The organism is Gillisia marina (assembly GCF_000258765.1).
GTDB lineage: Bacteria > Bacteroidota > Bacteroidia > Flavobacteriales > Flavobacteriaceae > Gillisia > Gillisia marina.
In genome coordinates this window covers 21,117-39,360 of the sequence record NZ_AJLT01000037.1, presented here as the reverse complement: position 1 = coordinate 39,360, position 18,244 = coordinate 21,117, and the positions used below count along the sequence as shown (strand labels likewise).

Here is an 18,244-nt window from a genome sequence, read left to right as displayed (position 1 = left end):
AAGTGTCCTGAATATCAGAGCCTGAAACATCGGTTTCCTCCTTACTACAAGAGGTAAATAGTAATGCGACAACAATCACAAAACTCAAGTAATAGTTAATTTTTTTCATGATTAAACAGTTTAGATTAATAATATATTTAGAATGGTTAATAAAAGTTACTACGTAAATAGTCCTGCAGGGTACTACTACATCAGATTAAAAATGCTCATTTAATGGGGTATCCAATATTAAAACAAGAAGGCGCAGGTGGGGGTGTCTTAACTTGTTATCCGTAAAGATATACTGAATAAGAGATTTATACCTATGGGGGTTTTTACCCATAATTTAGAATAAGCCATAGTCGCTAATGAGTGCTACAAATCGATTAAATTATGATTTATAGCGTAAATAATGCTTTCCAGAATAGTATCAGAATTTGTACGCTTAACGATGTTTGCTCTATGTTTTTCTATAGTCTTAGGAGAGATAAAGAGGGTGTCAGAAATTTCTTTCGTTTTATATCCCTTACACAATAATTGAATAATTTCTTTTTCTCTTTTTGTAAAACTAAATTCTGCCAAATTGGAGTTCTCTTCAAAGCATTTCTTAACTTTTTCAGAATGACTTCCTACCTTATCTTTTATCACAGAGTTGTCATCGTAAAAATGAATCATCATTATAAATTGACCGTGGATCATTTTATCCAATTTGCTAAAACTAATTTTGGCATTTCTAATTTTCTTATCTTTTAGCTGTAGTGCTGTTTTGGTAACCGCCTTCATATGCTTTCCTCGCGCAAAGTTTCTTAGACTGGCTCTAACTTTGGTTTTATTCTCACAATCAACAAAATCGGTCAATTTAAGATCCTCCATTTTATCTATTTTAAAGGATTGCTTAAAAGAATCATTCATAGCAATAATAGAATCTTGATGAAGAAGAACTACCGGGTTTAATAGTAGATTGAATAATCCTAAAAAAGAATCTTTCCAATAATTAGTAATAGAAAATTTAGAATGGACTTGCTGAATTATTCTACTAAATATTGCAGAATAGGGCGTGGATGTATAAATGATCTCATTTATAAAATCTTTATATTCTTTTTCAATCCCTTGCTTAAAATTTTCATCGGCATACATTACCAACCAGCATTTATTCAAAAAATGTGTGGACTTAAAATTTGAAATATTCTTTAAGCTCTTTGGTGGTAAAGAAGTTTGATCTATGAAGATAATATCCGGCAATAAATCTACAGCAAGATTATATCCAGAATGCATGGAATTCACACTGCAAATTTCGCAATGAACACTTAAATTTTCCTTCAGTTGAGTTATTAATTCTATTTGGTCCCCTATAATTAATAGCTGCTTTTTATTTGTTCTCATTCCTAACAACTGTGTTTATATTAATTAATTCAGCTTGTAGGTTTAAAAAATTTGGGCATGAAATTTAGTGTCGCAAAAGCGATATTTTTTTGGGAGGAAGGGGGTGAAAAAGTTTTTTTAAAATTTTGCCTGAATTAAGGCAATAATTGTGGGGAAAAAATCAGATTATAAATATAAGGGAAAACACCCACACAAAAATTATTTTAATGGTAATATTACCCTGACAGCCAACATGTTAAATAATCTTTTTAAGGTATCAATTTATCGATGAAAATTTAATTTAGATAATCGATTTCAAAATTTTCATCAGTTATCTTAAGTCATTCTTAAAGACTACTCTAAATTTCAATCCCAGTTGGAATTAGTAAGCATTCCTAAACTTGAAGTTTTACCTTTAAATTAACAAGCCTTAATTAAAGCTTACTTTTTAGTTAGCAACAGTTTAAGTACCTTTGCGGACTTGATAAAAAATATGGCTAAAGCTGAAGAAAACATTGAGGTATTAGGGGCTCGTGTTCATAATTTAAAAAATATAGATGTTACTATTCCTCGTGAAAAATTAGTAGTTATAACCGGGCTTTCCGGATCTGGAAAATCATCCCTAGCATTCGATACTATTTATGCTGAAGGACAGCGCCGTTATATTGAAACTTTTTCATCTTATGCTAGACAATTCCTTGGCGGAATGGAGCGACCGGATGTAGATAAAATTGAAGGTTTATCTCCAGTAATTGCCATAGAACAAAAAACCACTAGTAAAAATCCAAGAAGTACCGTTGGTACTATTACCGAAATATATGATTTTTTAAGACTGCTTTTCGCTAGAACCGGAGATGCATTTAGTTATAATACCGGCGAAAAAATGGTAAGTTATAATGATGAGCAAATTAAAGAGCTTATTATTAAGAATTTTCTCGGTAAAAAAATAAGTATCCTTGCGCCAGTTGTTAGATCAAGGAAAGGACATTACCGCGAATTATTCGAACAAATTGCAAAACAAGGTTTTGTAAAAGTTAGAACCGATGGTGAAGTTCGGGATCTAATAAAAGGAATGAAACTGGACAGATACAAAATTCATGAGATTGAAATTGTTGTAGATCGTTTAAAGATCGATGAGAATGCAGAAGACAATAAAAGATTAGAGGAAAGTATTAAAACTGCCATGTATCATGGAGAAGATGTTTTAATGGTGTTAGACCAAGATTCCGAAGAAATTAGATACTTCAGTAGAAATCTTATGTGTCCAACTTCCGGAATTTCTTATCCTAATCCAGAGCCAAATAATTTCTCCTTCAATTCCCCAAAAGGCGCTTGCCCTAATTGCAACGGTATTGGAACCCTGCATAAAATTAATGTAGATAAAGTGATTCCGAAGAAAAATCTTTCTATTAAGAATGGAGCTTTAGTACCACACGGGCCTCAAAAAAAGAGCTGGGTATTTTCTCAATTAGAACTTATTGCTGAACGATTTGAGTTTAAATTAAGTGATCCGGTAGAAAAAATACCAGAAGCTGCTTTGGAAATGATCCTTTTTGGAGGTAAAGAAAAATTCTCCAAGCAATCTGAAACCTTAGGAATAACAAGAGACTTTAAAATTGATTTTGAAGGAGTTGCAACCTTTATAGAGAACACCTATAATAATAACGAATCTACTTCTTTAAGACGTTGGGCAAAGGAGTATATGGATAAAATAGAATGTCCGGTATGTCATGGCAGCAGATTGCGTCAAGAATCATTGTATTTCAAGATCAACAATCAGAATATTGCAGAACTCGCAAATAAAGATATTACAGATCTTGCCAGCTGGTTTTCAAATTTAGAAGCCAGCCTTTCAGAAAAACAATTACAGATAGCTTCCGAAGTTATTAAGGAAATCCGCACAAGATTACAGTTTTTAGTAGATGTAGGACTTACCTATTTATCGCTTAACAGGAGTTCCAAAACCCTTTCTGGAGGAGAAGCTCAAAGAATTAGATTGGCCACACAAATTGGATCACAACTTGTTGGCGTGCTCTACATTCTAGATGAACCAAGTATTGGCTTGCACCAACGTGACAACGAAAAACTGATAAATTCCTTAGAATCGCTTAGAGATATTGGAAATTCTGTAATTGTTGTGGAACATGATAAAGACATGATAGAGCGTGCAGATCATGTAATAGATATTGGTCCTAAAGCAGGGAAACATGGTGGTGAGATTATAAGCGAAGGTACACCGGCGCAAATAAAGAAACACAGTACAATTACCGCATCTTACCTTAATGGAACCATGGAAATTGAGGTTCCTAAAAAACGAAGAAAAGGAAACGGAAAAAATATTACACTTAGTGGAGCCACAGGAAACAACTTAAAAAAATGTTACTGTAAAGATTCCTCTAGGTAAAATGATCGCGGTTACAGGCGTCTCCGGAAGTGGAAAATCTACATTGATAAACGAAACGCTATATCCTATTATGAATGCCTTTTACTTTAATGGAGTAAAGGTACCAATGCCATACAAAAGCATTAAAGGACTAGAGCATATAGATAAAGTAATAGATATTAATCAATCGCCTATTGGTAGGACTCCTCGATCGAACCCTGCAACCTATACCGGTTTATTTTCTGAAGTAAGAAATCTATTTGCTAAAACTCCAGAATCGCTGATTAGAGGATATAAACCGGGAAGATTTAGTTTTAATGTAAAAGGAGGAAGGTGTGAAACCTGCAGAGGTGGAGGACTTCGAGTTATTGAAATGAATTTTCTACCAGATGTTTATGTAGAATGTGAAACCTGCCAAGGAAAAAGATTCAACAGGGAAACGCTGGAAATTAGATATAAAGGAAAATCTATCTCAGATGTTTTGGAGATGACCATTGAAGAGGCAACAGATTTCTTTGAATTGATTCCGAAGATCTATAGAAAATTAAAAACTTTAAGAGACGTTGGATTAGGTTACATTACACTTGGCCAGCAAAGTACTACGCTATCTGGCGGGGAAGCCCAAAGGATAAAGCTTTCTACAGAGCTTTCTAAGCGTGATACCGGAAATACTTTTTATATATTAGACGAGCCTACCACCGGTCTTCATTTTGAAGACGTTCGAGTTTTAATGGACGTGCTTAATAAATTAGCAGATAAAGGAAATACGGTAGTTATTATAGAACATAATTTAGATGTTATAAAATTAGCCGACCATATTATAGACATTGGTTACGAAGGCGGAAAAAATGGTGGGGAAGTAATAGTTACCGGTACACCCGAAGCAGTTGCAAAGCATAAAAAAAAGCTACACTGCACACTATTTAAAAAAGGAATTAAAATAAATTAAGATTTTGAACGATACAGAAATGAGAGCTAAGCAAGGAAATAAAGCGTGGAATCAAATTAAAACAAATGATTCTTGGGCTATTTTTAAAATAATGGGTGAATTTGTAAAAGGATATGAAAAACTAAGCCAAATTGGCCCCTGCGTTTCAGTTTTTGGATCTGCCCGTACAAAGCCGGATCAAAAATATTATAAGTTAACCGAAAAAATCGCTCAAAAAATTGTAGATCATGGATATGGAGTAATTACCGGAGGTGGCCCTGGAATTATGGAAGCCGGAAATAAAGGTGCGCATTTAGCCGGAGGAACTTCGGTTGGACTAAATATAGAGTTACCTTTTGAACAGCATGATAATCCATATATCGACCAGGATAAAAGTCTAGATTTCGATTATTTCTTTGTTAGAAAAGTAATGTTCGTTAAATATTCGCAAGGGTTTGTGGTAATGCCGGGAGGATTTGGAACTTTAGATGAACTATTTGAAGCAATCACTTTAATTCAAACCAATAAGATCGATAAATTTCCAATTATATTAGTTGGAACAGAATATTGGGGCGGATTAATAGACTGGATAAAAACGACCTTGTTAGACAGTTTCAAAAATATAAGTGATGGAGATATAGATTTATTACATGTTGTGGATACAGAAGATGAAGTAATCGCAATTCTAGATGATTTCTATGACGAATATAACTTGAGCCCTAACTTCTAAAACTGTGGTAATCTAGAATTCGTAAATAGTGTAGTGAACTCTTAAGATTCAATTATTCTCTAATTTATGTTGTCCCTTGAAAACTAAATTAATTTCATTTTTAATTATTAGTTTGTGCTTTACTGGTTTCAGTTTTGGACAAACCAATATGGATATTATTGCGGTGTTGAATGATTCTACCCGAACCTTTAATATTCAACATAAAATTGAATATGAAAATGCCAGTCAAGATACCTTAACCGCCATTTATTTAAATGATTGGGCCAATAGTTATAAGGACAAGTCTACTCCTTTAGCTAAGCGTTTTGCTGAAGATTATTTAAGAAGGTTTCATTTTGCCAAGACCGAAGAACGAGGGCACACTAGAATCTATAGTGTTACAGGAGAAAATTTGAAGCCTTATAGTTGGAATAGGCCTATAGATGCTGCCGATATTATAAAAATCGATTTAGACAAGCCATTATTTCCGGGTGAAAAACAAACTATAGATCTCCTGTATTCAGTAAAAATTCCATCAGATAAATTCACAAGATATGGGTATGATGATCAAGGCAATTTCAAATTAAATTATTGGTATGTAACTCCTGCTGTTTACAAAAACGGTTGGGAAATTTACAGCGACAAAAACTTAGGGAATCAATATACGCCTCCTGTTAATGTTAACATCAAGCTGTCTACTAGACCTTATTTGTACGTAGCTTCTCCTCTTAAAACTGAAAGATTTGTTACAGAAGACACCTATAAAACCACGTATTTATCTGGTACTAATAGCGTTTCTTCCCAATTATATCTTACAAAGTCCTACAGGTTCGAATCTATTCGGGCAAATTCCACAGAAATTGTTACTAACCTCGTGGATGAAGGTTTAAACAAGGAAATTAAAGGAATGTTGCTGTCCAGAATAATAAGTTTTCTTGAAGAAAGATTGGGAGATTATCCTCAGGCTTCAATTATGGTAACTCGGGATGAATATTTAAATAATCCGGTATATGGTCTTAATCAGTTACCAAGTTTTATAAGACCTTTTCCTGATGGTTTTCAATATGACATAAAACAGTTAAAAACCATTACCAATCAATTCATTAAAAACACCATTCTCATTAATCCAAGAAATGAACAATGGGTATACGATGCTCTTTTGATTTCTTTAATGATAGATTATGTAGATGAATATTACCCAAATATGAAACTTCTTGGAAATTTAAGCGATGTATTTGGAATAAGATGGTTCCATGCTTCAGATCTTGAATTTAACGATCAATATCCATTTTTGTACTTGCACATGGCAAGAATGAATATAGATCAGCCATTAACCACTGCGCAGGATTCGTTGGTAAAATTCAACAAGAATATCGCTAACGCCTATAAAGCAGGAACCGGATTAAAATATTTGGAGGATTACTTACAATCGGACGTGGTAAAAAGGTCGATTTCTGAATTCTACATTTCCAATGTTTTAAAACCAACTAGCGAGCAAGAATTTTTAAACATTCTTCAGAAGAACACCAAGAAAGATATCTCATGGTTCGAAAAGGATTACATCAATACCAGTGAAAAAATTGATTTTAAAATCAGTAAGCTTCGAAAAACTCCCGATTCCCTTCGCGTAACCATAAAAAATAAGAGAAATACCAGCATGCCTATTTCACTTTACGGGCTGAAAGATGGCGAAGTAATTTATAAAACTTGGGTAGATGGTATTACAGATACCAAAGAAGTTACAATTCCAAGAGATAGCATAGACAGGTTAGCATTAAATTATGAAGGGATTGCTCCGGAAGTTAACCAGCGAGATAATTACAGGAGAGTACGTACTTTATTAAATAGGCCGGTGCAGTTTAGGTTGTTCCAAGATGTAGAAGACCCAAGATATAATCAGTTTTTCTTTATGCCTGAATTTAATTACAACTTATATGACGGTATTTCTATAGGACCAAAACTTTATAATAAGACGTTCCTCAATAAAAACTTTGAATGGAAAATTTCACCAAAATTTGGTTTTACGAGTAAAACCATTGTAGGATCGGCGGGAGCAAACTATACAAGCTACCTCGATGATGAAAATCTTTTTGCGTTGCGCTTTGGAGCAGGTGGAACAAGATTCTCCTATGGTTACAACCTATTTTACGAAAAGTTTACTCCTTACGTGGGGCTTTTCTTTAGAAATTCCTATTTACGGGACAATCAGCGGCAGTCTTTAACCTTTAGAAATGTAAATGTTAAACAAGATCAAAATCCATTGAACCCTGTTGAACAACCAAAATATAACGTGGTTAACCTTGGTTATAACTATAGTGATACTAACCTTATAGATTATTTTAGAGCAGGTGTAGATTATCAAATAGCCAAAAATTTCAGTAAAGTTTCTTTAACTTTAGAATATCGAAAACTATTCAAGAGCAACCGACAAATCAACTTAAGGTTCTTCGCGGGTACTTTTCTCTTTAATGATGAAACAGATAACGACTATTTTAGTTTCGCATTAGACCGTCCTACAGATTATCTTTTCGACTATAATTACTATGGAAGAAGCCAAGACAGTGCTTATTCAGTCAGCAAATAATTGTTGCCGAAGGAGGCTTTAAATCTCAGTTGGAACCAGAATTTGCAAATCAATGGATTACAACAGCCAACGCTAGCACTAATCTTTGGAAATGGATTTATGCATATGGTGATATTGGATTAGTAAAGAATGAAGGTTTCAACCCTAAATTTGTATATGACTCAGGAGTTCGAATGAGTTTTGTAGCCGATTATTTTGAAGTCTTCTTACCTGTGTATTCTAATCTTGGTTGGGAAGTTGGTCAAAGAGGATATGAAGAGAAAATTAGGTTTATCGTAACTTTAGATATAAATACCCTTATTAGACTGTTTACCAGAGAATGGTATTAAAAAATAAATTTTTCCATCCTCTCATTTTAAGGATTATTTGTATTTCCCATTATACAATTCATAATATTAGATAGATATCATCTAGATAATTATCAAAAGTTCAAACATTTCAGTATTTTTTGCTGTATTATAGAATTTTACGCGCTTTTATTGAATTGTATTTAACCCTAGTTTTAGCTATATTTGTAACAATTCAAACATTATTTCATGCAAAGCGAAACTCAATCTAAAGAATCTATATCCTTTGAAGATTTTAAAACGCAGGTTTTAGAAGATTATAAAATTGCCGTTACCAGTAGAGAATGTAGTCTATTGGGGAGAAGAGAAGTATTAACGGGAAAAGCTAAATTCGGAATATTTGGCGATGGAAAAGAGATTCCACAGTTGGCGATGGCAAAAGCTTTCAAAAATGGAGATTTTCGCTCCGGTTATTATAGAGATCAAACCTTTATGATGGCGATTGGGGAACTTACAATCGAGCAGTTTTTTGCAGGATTGTATGCAGATACCAATATTGAAAATGAACCAATGTCTGGAGGTAGACAAATGGGAGGTCACTTTGCTACTCATAGCTTAGAGGCTGATGGAAGTTGGAAGAATTTAATGCAACAAAAAAATTCCAGCGCCGATATCTCACCAACAGCTGGACAAATGCCAAGACTTCTTGGATTGGCGCAAGCTTCTAAAATTTATAGAAATGTTGATGGCATAGATGCTGAAAAATTTTCGGATAATGGAAATGAAATTGCTTGGGGAACCATAGGGAATGCAAGTACTTCTGAAGGCCATTTTTGGGAAACCATCAACGCTGCAGGTGTATTGCAAGTGCCAATGGTGATGAGTGTTTGGGATGACGAATATGGAATTTCTGTTCATGCAAGACATCAAACTACAAAAGAAAATATTTCTGAGATTCTTAAAGGATTTCAGCGAGATGAAGATGATAAAGGCTACGAAATTATCGTAGTAAATGGATGGAACTATGTTGCACTTGTGGAGGCTTATGAGAAAGCTTCAGCGATTGCAAGATCCACCCACTCCCCTGTTCTTATTCACGTAAATGAACTTACTCAACCTCAAGGCCACTCTACTTCTGGATCGCACGAGCGTTATAAAGATGAGGATAGATTAACTTGGGAAAGAGCATTCGATTGTAATGTGAAGTTTAAGGAATGGGTCTTAGAAAACAATTTCGCAACTGAAGAAGAATTAGATGCGATAGACAAAGACATTAAAAAACAAGTAAGAGACGGTAAAAAAGCGGCTTGGACTGCTTATAGCCAACCTATGAAAGATCAACTTTCTGGGCTTTTACCGCTTTTAGAAAATGCGGCTTCAAATTCTGAAGACGAAGAAGCTATACTAGCTCTTAAAAATGAGCTTTCAGAAATTAAAGATCCGCTTAAAAAAGATCTTTTGGTAGCTGCTAGAAAGAGTTTACGCTATATGATTGGTATGGAGAGTGATGCTAAATCTGATTTAATAAATTGGATTGAAAACTACACTTCTACTTCTCAACCTGAATACAGCAGCAATCTTTATAGCGACTCTGCAAATAATGCACTTTCTATTGAAGAAGTTGCAGCTACATACGATGACGATGCAAAAGATGTGGATGCAAGAATTATTTTAAGAGACAATTTCGATAAAATTTTCGCTACAAAACCTGAAACACTAATTTTTGGAGAAGATAGTGGAGCTATTGGAGATGTTAATCAAGGTTTAGAAGGACTTCAGGAGAAATATGGAGATTTACGAGTAGCAGATGTTGGAATTCGTGAAGCGACTATTTTAGGGCAAGGTTTGGGAATGGCAATGAGAGGTTTGCGCCCTATTGCTGAAATTCAGTATTTGGACTATGTATTATATGCATTGCAAATAATGAGTGACGACCTTGCAACTCTTCAATACAGAACAAAAGGAAAGCAAAAAGCTCCGGTTATTATTAGAACCAGAGGACATAGATTAGAAGGTATTTGGCACAGTGGTTCCCCAATGGGTGCATTAGTTCATTTATTAAGAGGTATTCATATTTTAGTGCCCCGAAATATGACTAAAGCAGCAGGTTTCTATAACACCTTGTTAGAAGCAGATGAACCGGCATTGGTAGTAGAATGTTTAAATGGATACCGACTAAAAGAAAAATTACCAAACAATTTTGGAGAGTTTAGAACTCCGCTCGGGGTTGTTGAAACCATCAAAGAAGGATCGGATATTACCTTAGTATCGTACGGCTCTACTTTAAGATTGGTTGAGGAAGCTGCAAACGAATTAGAATTGGTAGGAATAAATGCTGAAGTAATTGATGTGCAATCGCTTTTACCTTTCGATTTAAATAAAGACATCGTAAAAAGTGTTGCTAAAACCAACAGACTTTTAGTGATAGATGAAGATGTTCCAGGTGGAGCTTCTGCTTATATCATGCAGGAAATTCTTGAGAACCAGAATGCTTATGTGCATCTAGATAGTAAGCCACAAACTTTAGCTGCTAAAGAACATAGACCAGCTTATGGAACCGATGGAGATTATTTCTCTAAACCTTCTACTGAAGACATTTACGAAAAGATCTACGAGATCATGAACGAAGCAAATCCTGCAAAATTTCCAAAACTGAGATAGAATTTTTAAATTAATGATGCAAAAAGCCCCGCTCTAAAATTAGAATGGGGCTTTCTGATTCTAAACCATATGTCACATCGAGCGTCACGATAGCTATCGGGATCGAGATGCTTCGACAAGCTCAGCATGACATTTCGGAATTAAAACATATAGATAGTGATGTCAAGCTGAACTAGTTTCAGCTTCTATTTTTAAATTTATTTTTTTTTTAGTTCCTGAAATAATTTCAGGAAGACGCTAAAATATTTATACCCTCAATGAGGGTTACGGCAACCATTTCTTTTCAAAATTAGGCTTGCGCTTTTCTAAAAAGGCGTCTCTACCTTCTTTCGCTTCATCTGTCATATATGCAAGTCTAGTTGCTTCTCCAGCAAAAACTTGTTGCCCAACCATTCCATCATCTGTAAGGTTCATGGCAAATTTCAGCATTTTAATAGAAGTAGGTGATTTTTCTAATATTTCCTGTGCCCACTCATAAGCTGTGTTTTCCAATTCAGCATGTGGAATCACGGCATTCACCATTCCCATTTCGAAAGCTTCTTGTGCAGAATAATTTCTACCTAAGAAAAAGATCTCTCTTGCTCGCTTCTGTCCAACCATCTTCGCCAAATATGCAGAACCATAGCCACCATCGAAGCTAGTTACGTCTGCATCGGTTTGTTTAAAAATGGCATGTTCTTTACTCGCTAAAGTCATATCGCATACTACGTGCAAGCTATGCCCTCCTCCTACTGCCCAACCGGGTACAACAGCAATTACCACTTTTGGCATAAATCGTATTAATCTTTGAACTTCAAGAATATTAAGCCTATGCATTCCATCTTCTCCAACATAACCCTGATGTCCTCTAGCTTTTTGATCTCCTCCGCTACAAAAGGAATATACTCCATCTTTAGAGGAAGGCCCTTCCGCAGAAAGTAATACCACTCCTATAGATGTATCTTCTTGCGCATCGTAAAATGCATCGTATAATTCACTGGTAGTTTTAGGCCTGAACGCATTTCGAATATCCGGTCTATTAAAAGCGATTCTGGCTACACCATTCGCTTTTTTTGTAGGTGATATCCTCGTATATTTTGGCAGGTTTCCATTCTATCTTGCTCATCTTTTTAATTTTTTATAAAAATAGAGTTTTTGTAAAACTGTACATAATAATAGGGAAAGAAGAATTATTTTATTCATTTCTCATCCCCATGCTTGGAGGGATCTCTAATTGAATTGATTTTGTTTTATTGAGATTCTTAAGTCCACTATGCTTCCTTCAGAATAACAATTTTTCAAAATGTCATCCTGTTCCGAAAGTTTTCGGAATCGTTTCAAGATCTTTAACCTACAATAATTTAGAAGCTGAAATAATCCCAATAATAATCGGGACAGCTTGACGAATTAAGAATTATCTAAAAATTAGGCATAAAAAAAGCCTGAGATTTATACTTCAGGCTTGTAAATAATATTTTGTTGATTCTTATTTAGAATACTTAGCCATAAGTGGTTGTAATTTCATTCCCCATTGCTGACCAATTTGCATAGATTTTTCAGTAATTACAGGTAATTCAGCAGTCATTTTTTGTCCAACCGGAGTTGCGTAAAATGCAAGAATTTCATCCAATTCTGCTTCAGTGAAACTTTCCATGTATACCACTGCAAGCTGATCGAATAAGTCTTTCATGCTTTCTTTAACCTCTGCCTTAAAAGCTTCTTTGTTTTCTTCAGCAACCATTCCTACCAAAGGTTTAAGCATTACATCGAAGGTTGCTCCAGAATTAATTTCAATTAATTGTACCGCTTTAGCCTTGTATGCTGCATCAGATTCTTGTGCAAATCCTGAGAATCCTACCAATAAAAATACGACTGCGTAAAATGTGTTTTTCATAATTATTTTTTTAGAAGACCAAAAATAGAATTATTTGGCATTTAAAAGATTAAAAACTGAACTTTTCCAGGCCTACTATGAATGTTATTAATTATTATTATTTAAATCCTTTCATATAAATACCTAAAGAAATTCCTTCAGAATTTAGCTATTGCACAATTCTTGATATATTTGAACTAAATGATTAAAATGAAGTTTTTAGGTTTACTTTTTCTTTTGGTTTTTATTCCCATCATTGGAATAGCTCAGGAAATACCTGCTGAAAATAATTCCACAGATTTTATTATTCAGCGGGTAGAAATAAGACCTTCGTTATCTATACTCGCGCCGGAAACTCCCTATGTTGGAAAATTTAAAATTCGAACTGTGAATTTTGATGTTCAAGATCAACCAATTCAGATAAATCTTACTGAAATAATGCAGGAAGAAGAACAAATGAGATCTAATAGATATGTAGAATTAGCTCCACCGGTACAGATTACTCAAAAAAAGGCATCTGTAAGTTTTTCTGCTAACCCTCGAGAAACGGATGCCAGATACTTCAACCAAAATTTCAATCCAACCCTCCCAAGAACGGGAACCCGAAATACGGTTTATAAAGATGCTTCCGAAACTACTAGGCCTATTTATTACAGTAGGTACTCTCCTTTTTACAGAAGATATTATTAAGAATCTTCTTTCAAATAGATTCCGTCGTCTTTAATTTCGATCATTCGTTGCTTATAGAGCGTTCCCACAGCCTTTTTGAAACTCTTTTTACTCATTTGTAAAACACGCTGAATTTCGTTCGGATCAGATTTATCTGTAAGTTTTAAATGACCACCTTTAAGCGAAAGCTCGTTCAAGATGCTCTGCGCATTTGGCTCGATACTTCTATATCCGGGACGCTGCAGCGTTACATCCAATTTCCCATCTGGCCTGGTTTTCTTAATCCAGCCTTTCAAACGATCTCCGGGATTTAAATCCTGAAAAATATCATCCTTGTAGATAAGCCCTTGATGCAATTCGTTTACAATAACATTTACCCCAAGATCTGTTGGGTTTACTATAATAACGTCAACTTCTTCATAAGGCTCCACGCTGATCTCAGAGTTATCCATGAAAGCATTGGTCTTACTGGAAGCCACCAGCCTTCCGGTATCTTCATCTAAATAGCAAAATATAAGATACCAACTATCTTTACGCATTTTCGAAGCCATTTCTCGATACGGCACAAAAAGGTGTTTTTCTAAGCCCCAATCCAGAAACGCACCAATATCGGATACTTCAACACATTTTAAATAAGCAAACTCATCCAACTTTACATATGGGCGCAGCGTAGTTGCTACCGGACGTTCAGAATGATCCAAATAAACGAAAACGTCTATTTCGTCCCCAATATTAAAAGATTCCGGTTTGTATTTATTTGGTAATAACACCTCATCATCCCCAGATCCGGTTAAAAATAATCCCGGCTCGGTATCACGATCTATTATTAGTGTATGGTATTGTCCTATATTAAGCATAACTGAATTTTAAAATGCAAAGATACTTTATATTTTATGGGGAAACTGAAAATCCTTTGGCTTTCTAAAAGCCTTAAAATTTGAATGTTTATGGCTTCAAATTTTATTAATTGGATCTGCGTAAAGTATCATAAAATGATAATGAAAGTAATGCTGAAAGCAGTGAAGAACCTCAATAATCAACCTACACTTTTACGGAGATTCCTCCTTCCGTTGAAATAACAAAAATCTGAATGTCATTCTGAACGCAGTGAAGAATTTTAATTGAACAACACTTAACTTTACAAAAGATTCCTCCTCTCGTCGGAATGACAAAACCTGAATATCATTCTGAACTAAGATTTAATAAAGCTGAAATATTCCAATAACACCTCATCATTCAATGATCTCGGGGTTATGATCTCCAGTAATTTTGGCTTTTCTGAGAGCTTAAAAAATTCCTTCAACTCAGCATTTACTTCGTCTGAATCTTTGGCTATTGCATAATCAAAACTATACATTTCACATAATGACTTAGCCTTGAGATCGTGTACCGTTTCAAAATAAGTATCAAAATTCTCGGTATTCTTGTTGCCGGGAAGAATTCTAAAAATTCCTCCGCCGGCATTATTAATTACAATAATTCTAAAATTTGCCGGAATGTGATTATTCCACAAGGCATTGCTATCGTAAATAAAACTAAGATCTCCACAAATAAGCACTGTAGGATCTTTTTTCACCAAAGCAGCACCAACCGCTGTGGAAACACTACCATCTATTCCACTAGTGCCACGATTGCAAAATATAGATTGGGAGGCATCCCAGTTAAAAAGTTGCGCGTAGCGCACCGTAGAGCTATTTCCTAACTGAACATTATAATTCTTTGGGATTGCAGTAATAATAGACTGCATCGCCTTAAAATCTGAGTAGGGAATTTGGTCTACATAAACACCATGAAGCTTTTTACGTTGTTCATTTATAGTTTTCCAATGCTCGGCATACTCGCTTTCTACTGAAATGATTTCAGGTAAGAATCCCTTAAAAAATGAGTTCACCGAAGTTTCAAAATGTTTATTTAAGCAGAAGAACGTATTATATGCCTTTTTTAGATCTATATGCCAATGTTGTTTCGGTTGATAGTTTCGAAGAAAAGATTTGATCTTTTTTGAAACGATCATCCCTCCAAAAGTCAATAAAACGTCAGGTTGTAAGGCTTCAAATTGCTCATTGGCATTTTCAGATTTTTCAATAGGCCCAATTAGTGTATCGATGCGCGTAAAAAATGCCGGATGATGAATATTGGAAGTGGTTTCTGTAAATATAATAACAGTAGGGTCTTTAGCTAGCAAATCTAAATATTGCTGCTCCACACTATTGGGTGCCATGACTCCAACAATAATCATTTTTCGCTTAGCGGAATTCCAAATATTTAAGTAAGGCTGCAATTCTTCTTTAGAATACGCACGCTGACTAAGATCCGGCAGAATTTGAACCGGATCAGTAATCTTATTTTTCTCTACTGCATATAAAGGCTCATAAAATGGCACATTTATATGAACCGGACCATTATTTTCTATAGCACTATTCAATGCTAAATTGATCTCACGTTCGTTATGCTTACGACTTTCAAATTGCTTCTGAAGCAATTTTTTATCTAAAGCCTCATTTTCTAAAACTAATTCAGAATAAAGATTCGCAGAGTATAAAATATGATTCTCGAATACATTCTTTTGCCTGATGGTTTGCCCATCTCCAATATCGATGCGTTCAATAGGTCTATCTGCAGAGATTACCACCAAAGGAATATCGCTGTAATAAGCCTCAGCAATTGCTGGATAATAATTTAGCAAGGCAGAACCGGAAGTGCACACCACTGCAACAGGTTGCTTTAGTTGTTGCGCAATACCCAAGGCAAAAAAAGCAGCACATCGTTCATCTACAATGCTATAAGCATCAATTTCCGGATGATTAGTAAATCCAATAGTTAAAGGCGCATTACGCGAACCTGGAGATATCACCACATGCTTGATGTTTTTTGCCACACATAAGGCAACGATGGACTGGGCAACCGGTATTTTGGAGTATATCACGATATTTCTTTAAATAAATTGGTAGAGGTGAGTAGATAACTTCATATAATTCTTTATTTATGACCTATTAACTTTGAAACTGTTAAAACATTTAGGTTGGTCTGTTCGAGCGTAGTCGAGAACTTTCTAGCTCAAAAAAAGGTTTCGACTTTAGCCTGTATTGAGCGAAGTCGAAATACTCAACCTGACATCCCTACTCTAAATTTAACATGAACATAACTACTGACATCAATAGATTAGAGCAGCAAAATCAATTAAAAAATAATCTGCTGACCTTATTGATCTCAAAATTACAATTTTTCTTAAGTATAAGATTAAGAGAACAACTTTATAAAGCCGCTTTCATGGTACGGGTTTTATTTACAGTTTCTTTCCATTCTGAAGCTGCATCGGAATCTTTTGTTATTCCACCCCCCACGTAAATAGCTACTTCTCCTTCTGTATATTTTAAGCATCTTAGATTTACATATATGGAGGAATCTTTTCTAATACTGGAATATGCCTGATTTTCCTGATTTCGAATTCTACTGCTACGTTTAATCTCGGTAGTCATATTTAAAAGGCCTAAATAACCTGTATAAAATTCACGATCATAATTTTCATGATCGTTTATAAAATTATACGCCTCTTTTGTTGGTAAGCCACAAATAGCGGGAGTTGGATGTAGAGCTCTAATAATAGTGCCTATTTCTGAAATGTCATTTTTAATGGTTCCAGAAATATCTGTTCTTAAATGCAATAAACTTCCAGCCTCGCTGGTATAGGTTTCTGAAACTTTTAGTGCTTCCTCTGTGTATCCTAATTCCTTTAATTTTGAAACAATAGAATCGGTTACAATTTGTTGTTCTACAATTTCTTTTTGCGTCCAATCATTTTCGACAAAATCTTGAAGTTTTCTTGTACCCGCAAGCGCCATGGTGACAAACTTTGTGCGTTCCGTTTTTAAAAGAGTTTCCGGAGTTGCACCCATCCACATACCAGTTTCCGGATGGTTCCATATGTAAACAAAGGCATTTGGATATAGTGATAGTAAATTCTGAAATATTTTAGAGGCATTTATTGTTGATTTATGAAGTTCTTTTCTGGAAAGCACTACTTTTTTTTAGCTCGCTTTTTTGAATAGCTTCAATCCCAAAGTTTACTAAATCTATATGATCTGACTTTGCTTTAGAAGAAGAATCGGAAGTGATTTTTTCTTCTGATGATGAAATATTTTCAACTTCAAAAAATGGCAGAATAGTTTTAATACTTTCATTTTCGGGAATGAAAAGCGGGTTTTTAGTATCCTTAAAGGGAGCAAATAGGAATCCGCTTTCAGAAAAATCTTTGATCCTGAAGGATTCATCTGAAGTTTGAGATAATAAGTGTACAGATTCCTTTCCCGGAAGCCTATAACTCACCATCGCCTTTCCCGCCTCTAGTGCTTCATCTAATACATTAAAAAAAACCTCTGAATTCATCAGCTTTTTTTAGGCAGTGAAATAGTAGACAATTTTACGAGCGAAATCAAATTATCCGCTTCATCGGTGATCCTAATTTCCCAAAGTTGGGTAGTTCTACCTTTATGTATGGCAGAAGCTTTCGCGAATACAAATCCTTCTCGAATACTTTTTAAATGGTTCGCAGAGATCTCAATACCACGGATAATAAACTCCGAAGAATTATTTAAAAGCAAAGACGCCATGCTTCCAATTGTCTCGGCTAGAGCTACCGTGGCTCCTCCATGTAAAACTCCATCCGGCTGATGCACTTTTGACGTAACCGGCATTTTTCCAAGCACATACTCATCTGTAATTTCCACAATTTCAATATCCAAGGTTTCCATCAAGGTATTCTTGAACATTTGTCGGCATTTTTCGAGTAATTGCTCGTTCTGCATATTAATTAGATTGTTTACTTTGTAA

The 18,244-nt window shown here is 34.9% G+C and carries 12 protein-coding genes and 2 pseudogenes; 6 read left to right on the top strand and 8 right to left on the bottom strand.

Annotated features, from left to right (window positions below):
* Positions 1-354 precede the first annotated feature (354 nt).
* Complete coding sequence (locus tag ON07_RS09785; RefSeq protein WP_010230743.1) at positions 355-1,362, bottom strand: response regulator transcription factor; 1,008 nt, start codon at positions 1,360-1,362, stop codon at positions 355-357.
* A gap of 472 nt (positions 1,363-1,834) precedes the next feature.
* On the opposite strand from ON07_RS09785, the pseudogene uvrA reads away from it, so the two are divergent.
* From uvrA to ON07_RS09765, 5 genes and pseudogenes are all read left to right on the top strand, one after another.
* A pseudogene (gene uvrA, locus ON07_RS15150) lies at positions 1,835-4,668 on the top strand (excinuclease ABC subunit UvrA).
* A gap of 24 nt (positions 4,669-4,692) precedes the next feature.
* Positions 4,693-5,382, top strand: a complete 690-nt coding sequence (locus tag ON07_RS09775; RefSeq protein WP_010230741.1) for an LOG family protein — start codon at positions 4,693-4,695, stop codon at positions 5,380-5,382.
* Positions 5,383-5,458: 76 nt separating this feature from the next.
* Positions 5,459-7,945 (top strand): gluzincin family metallopeptidase, encoded by a 2,487-nt coding sequence (locus ON07_RS15145; protein ID WP_237708899.1) that lies wholly within the window; start codon positions 5,459-5,461, stop codon positions 7,943-7,945.
* A 29-nt stretch (positions 7,946-7,974) separates the two neighbouring features.
* The gene (locus ON07_RS17150; RefSeq protein ID WP_237708898.1) at positions 7,975-8,274 is read left to right on the top strand and encodes a hypothetical protein; all 300 of its coding nucleotides are present in this window, start codon (positions 7,975-7,977) and stop codon (positions 8,272-8,274) included.
* 207 nt (positions 8,275-8,481) lie between these two features.
* Positions 8,482-10,893, top strand: coding sequence for an alpha-ketoacid dehydrogenase subunit alpha/beta (locus ON07_RS09765; RefSeq protein WP_010230739.1), 2,412 nt, complete (start codon positions 8,482-8,484; stop codon positions 10,891-10,893).
* Between the two features lie 264 nt (positions 10,894-11,157).
* Here the strand turns inward: ON07_RS09765 and ON07_RS15140 are convergent.
* A pseudogene (locus tag ON07_RS15140) lies at positions 11,158-11,998 on the bottom strand (1,4-dihydroxy-2-naphthoyl-CoA synthase).
* A gap of 360 nt (positions 11,999-12,358) precedes the next feature.
* Entirely contained in the window at positions 12,359-12,766 is a 408-nt protein-coding gene (locus ON07_RS09755; protein ID WP_010230735.1) for a DUF2059 domain-containing protein, read from the bottom strand.
* Positions 12,767-12,955: 189 nt separating this feature from the next.
* Between ON07_RS09755 and ON07_RS09750 the strand changes: the two genes are divergently transcribed.
* Complete coding sequence (locus tag ON07_RS09750) at positions 12,956-13,435, top strand: hypothetical protein (protein ID WP_155807205.1); 480 nt, start codon at positions 12,956-12,958, stop codon at positions 13,433-13,435.
* Here ON07_RS09750 and ON07_RS09745 read toward each other — a convergent pair.
* The 5 genes from ON07_RS09745 to ON07_RS09730 all read right to left on the bottom strand — a co-directional run bounded on the left by ON07_RS09745 (position 13,432) and on the right by ON07_RS09730 (position 18,183).
* A complete protein-coding gene (locus ON07_RS09745; protein WP_010230732.1) occupies positions 13,432-14,271 on the bottom strand; it encodes a CvfB family protein in 840 nt (279 codons plus the stop codon). The genes ON07_RS09750 and ON07_RS09745 overlap by 4 nt on opposite strands.
* Before the next feature lie 335 nt (positions 14,272-14,606).
* Complete coding sequence (gene menD, locus ON07_RS09740; protein ID WP_029331793.1) at positions 14,607-16,340, bottom strand: 2-succinyl-5-enolpyruvyl-6-hydroxy-3-cyclohexene-1-carboxylic-acid synthase; 1,734 nt, start codon at positions 16,338-16,340, stop codon at positions 14,607-14,609.
* Between the two features lie 328 nt (positions 16,341-16,668).
* Positions 16,669-17,433 carry a chorismate-binding protein gene (locus ON07_RS16000; protein ID WP_081483388.1) on the bottom strand — a complete coding sequence of 255 codons (765 nt, stop codon included), beginning with the start codon at positions 17,431-17,433 and terminating at the stop codon, positions 16,669-16,671.
* On the bottom strand, positions 17,408-17,800 hold the full coding sequence (locus tag ON07_RS15995) for a hypothetical protein (protein ID WP_050915880.1): 393 nt from the start codon (positions 17,798-17,800) through the stop codon (positions 17,408-17,410). Before ON07_RS15995 ends, ON07_RS16000 begins: the two co-directional genes overlap by 26 nt.
* The gene (locus tag ON07_RS09730; protein ID WP_010230728.1) at positions 17,800-18,183 is read right to left on the bottom strand and encodes a hotdog fold thioesterase; all 384 of its coding nucleotides are present in this window, start codon (positions 18,181-18,183) and stop codon (positions 17,800-17,802) included. The genes ON07_RS15995 and ON07_RS09730 overlap by 1 nt, the downstream gene beginning before the upstream one ends.
* Between the last annotated feature and the right edge of the window lie 61 nt (positions 18,184-18,244).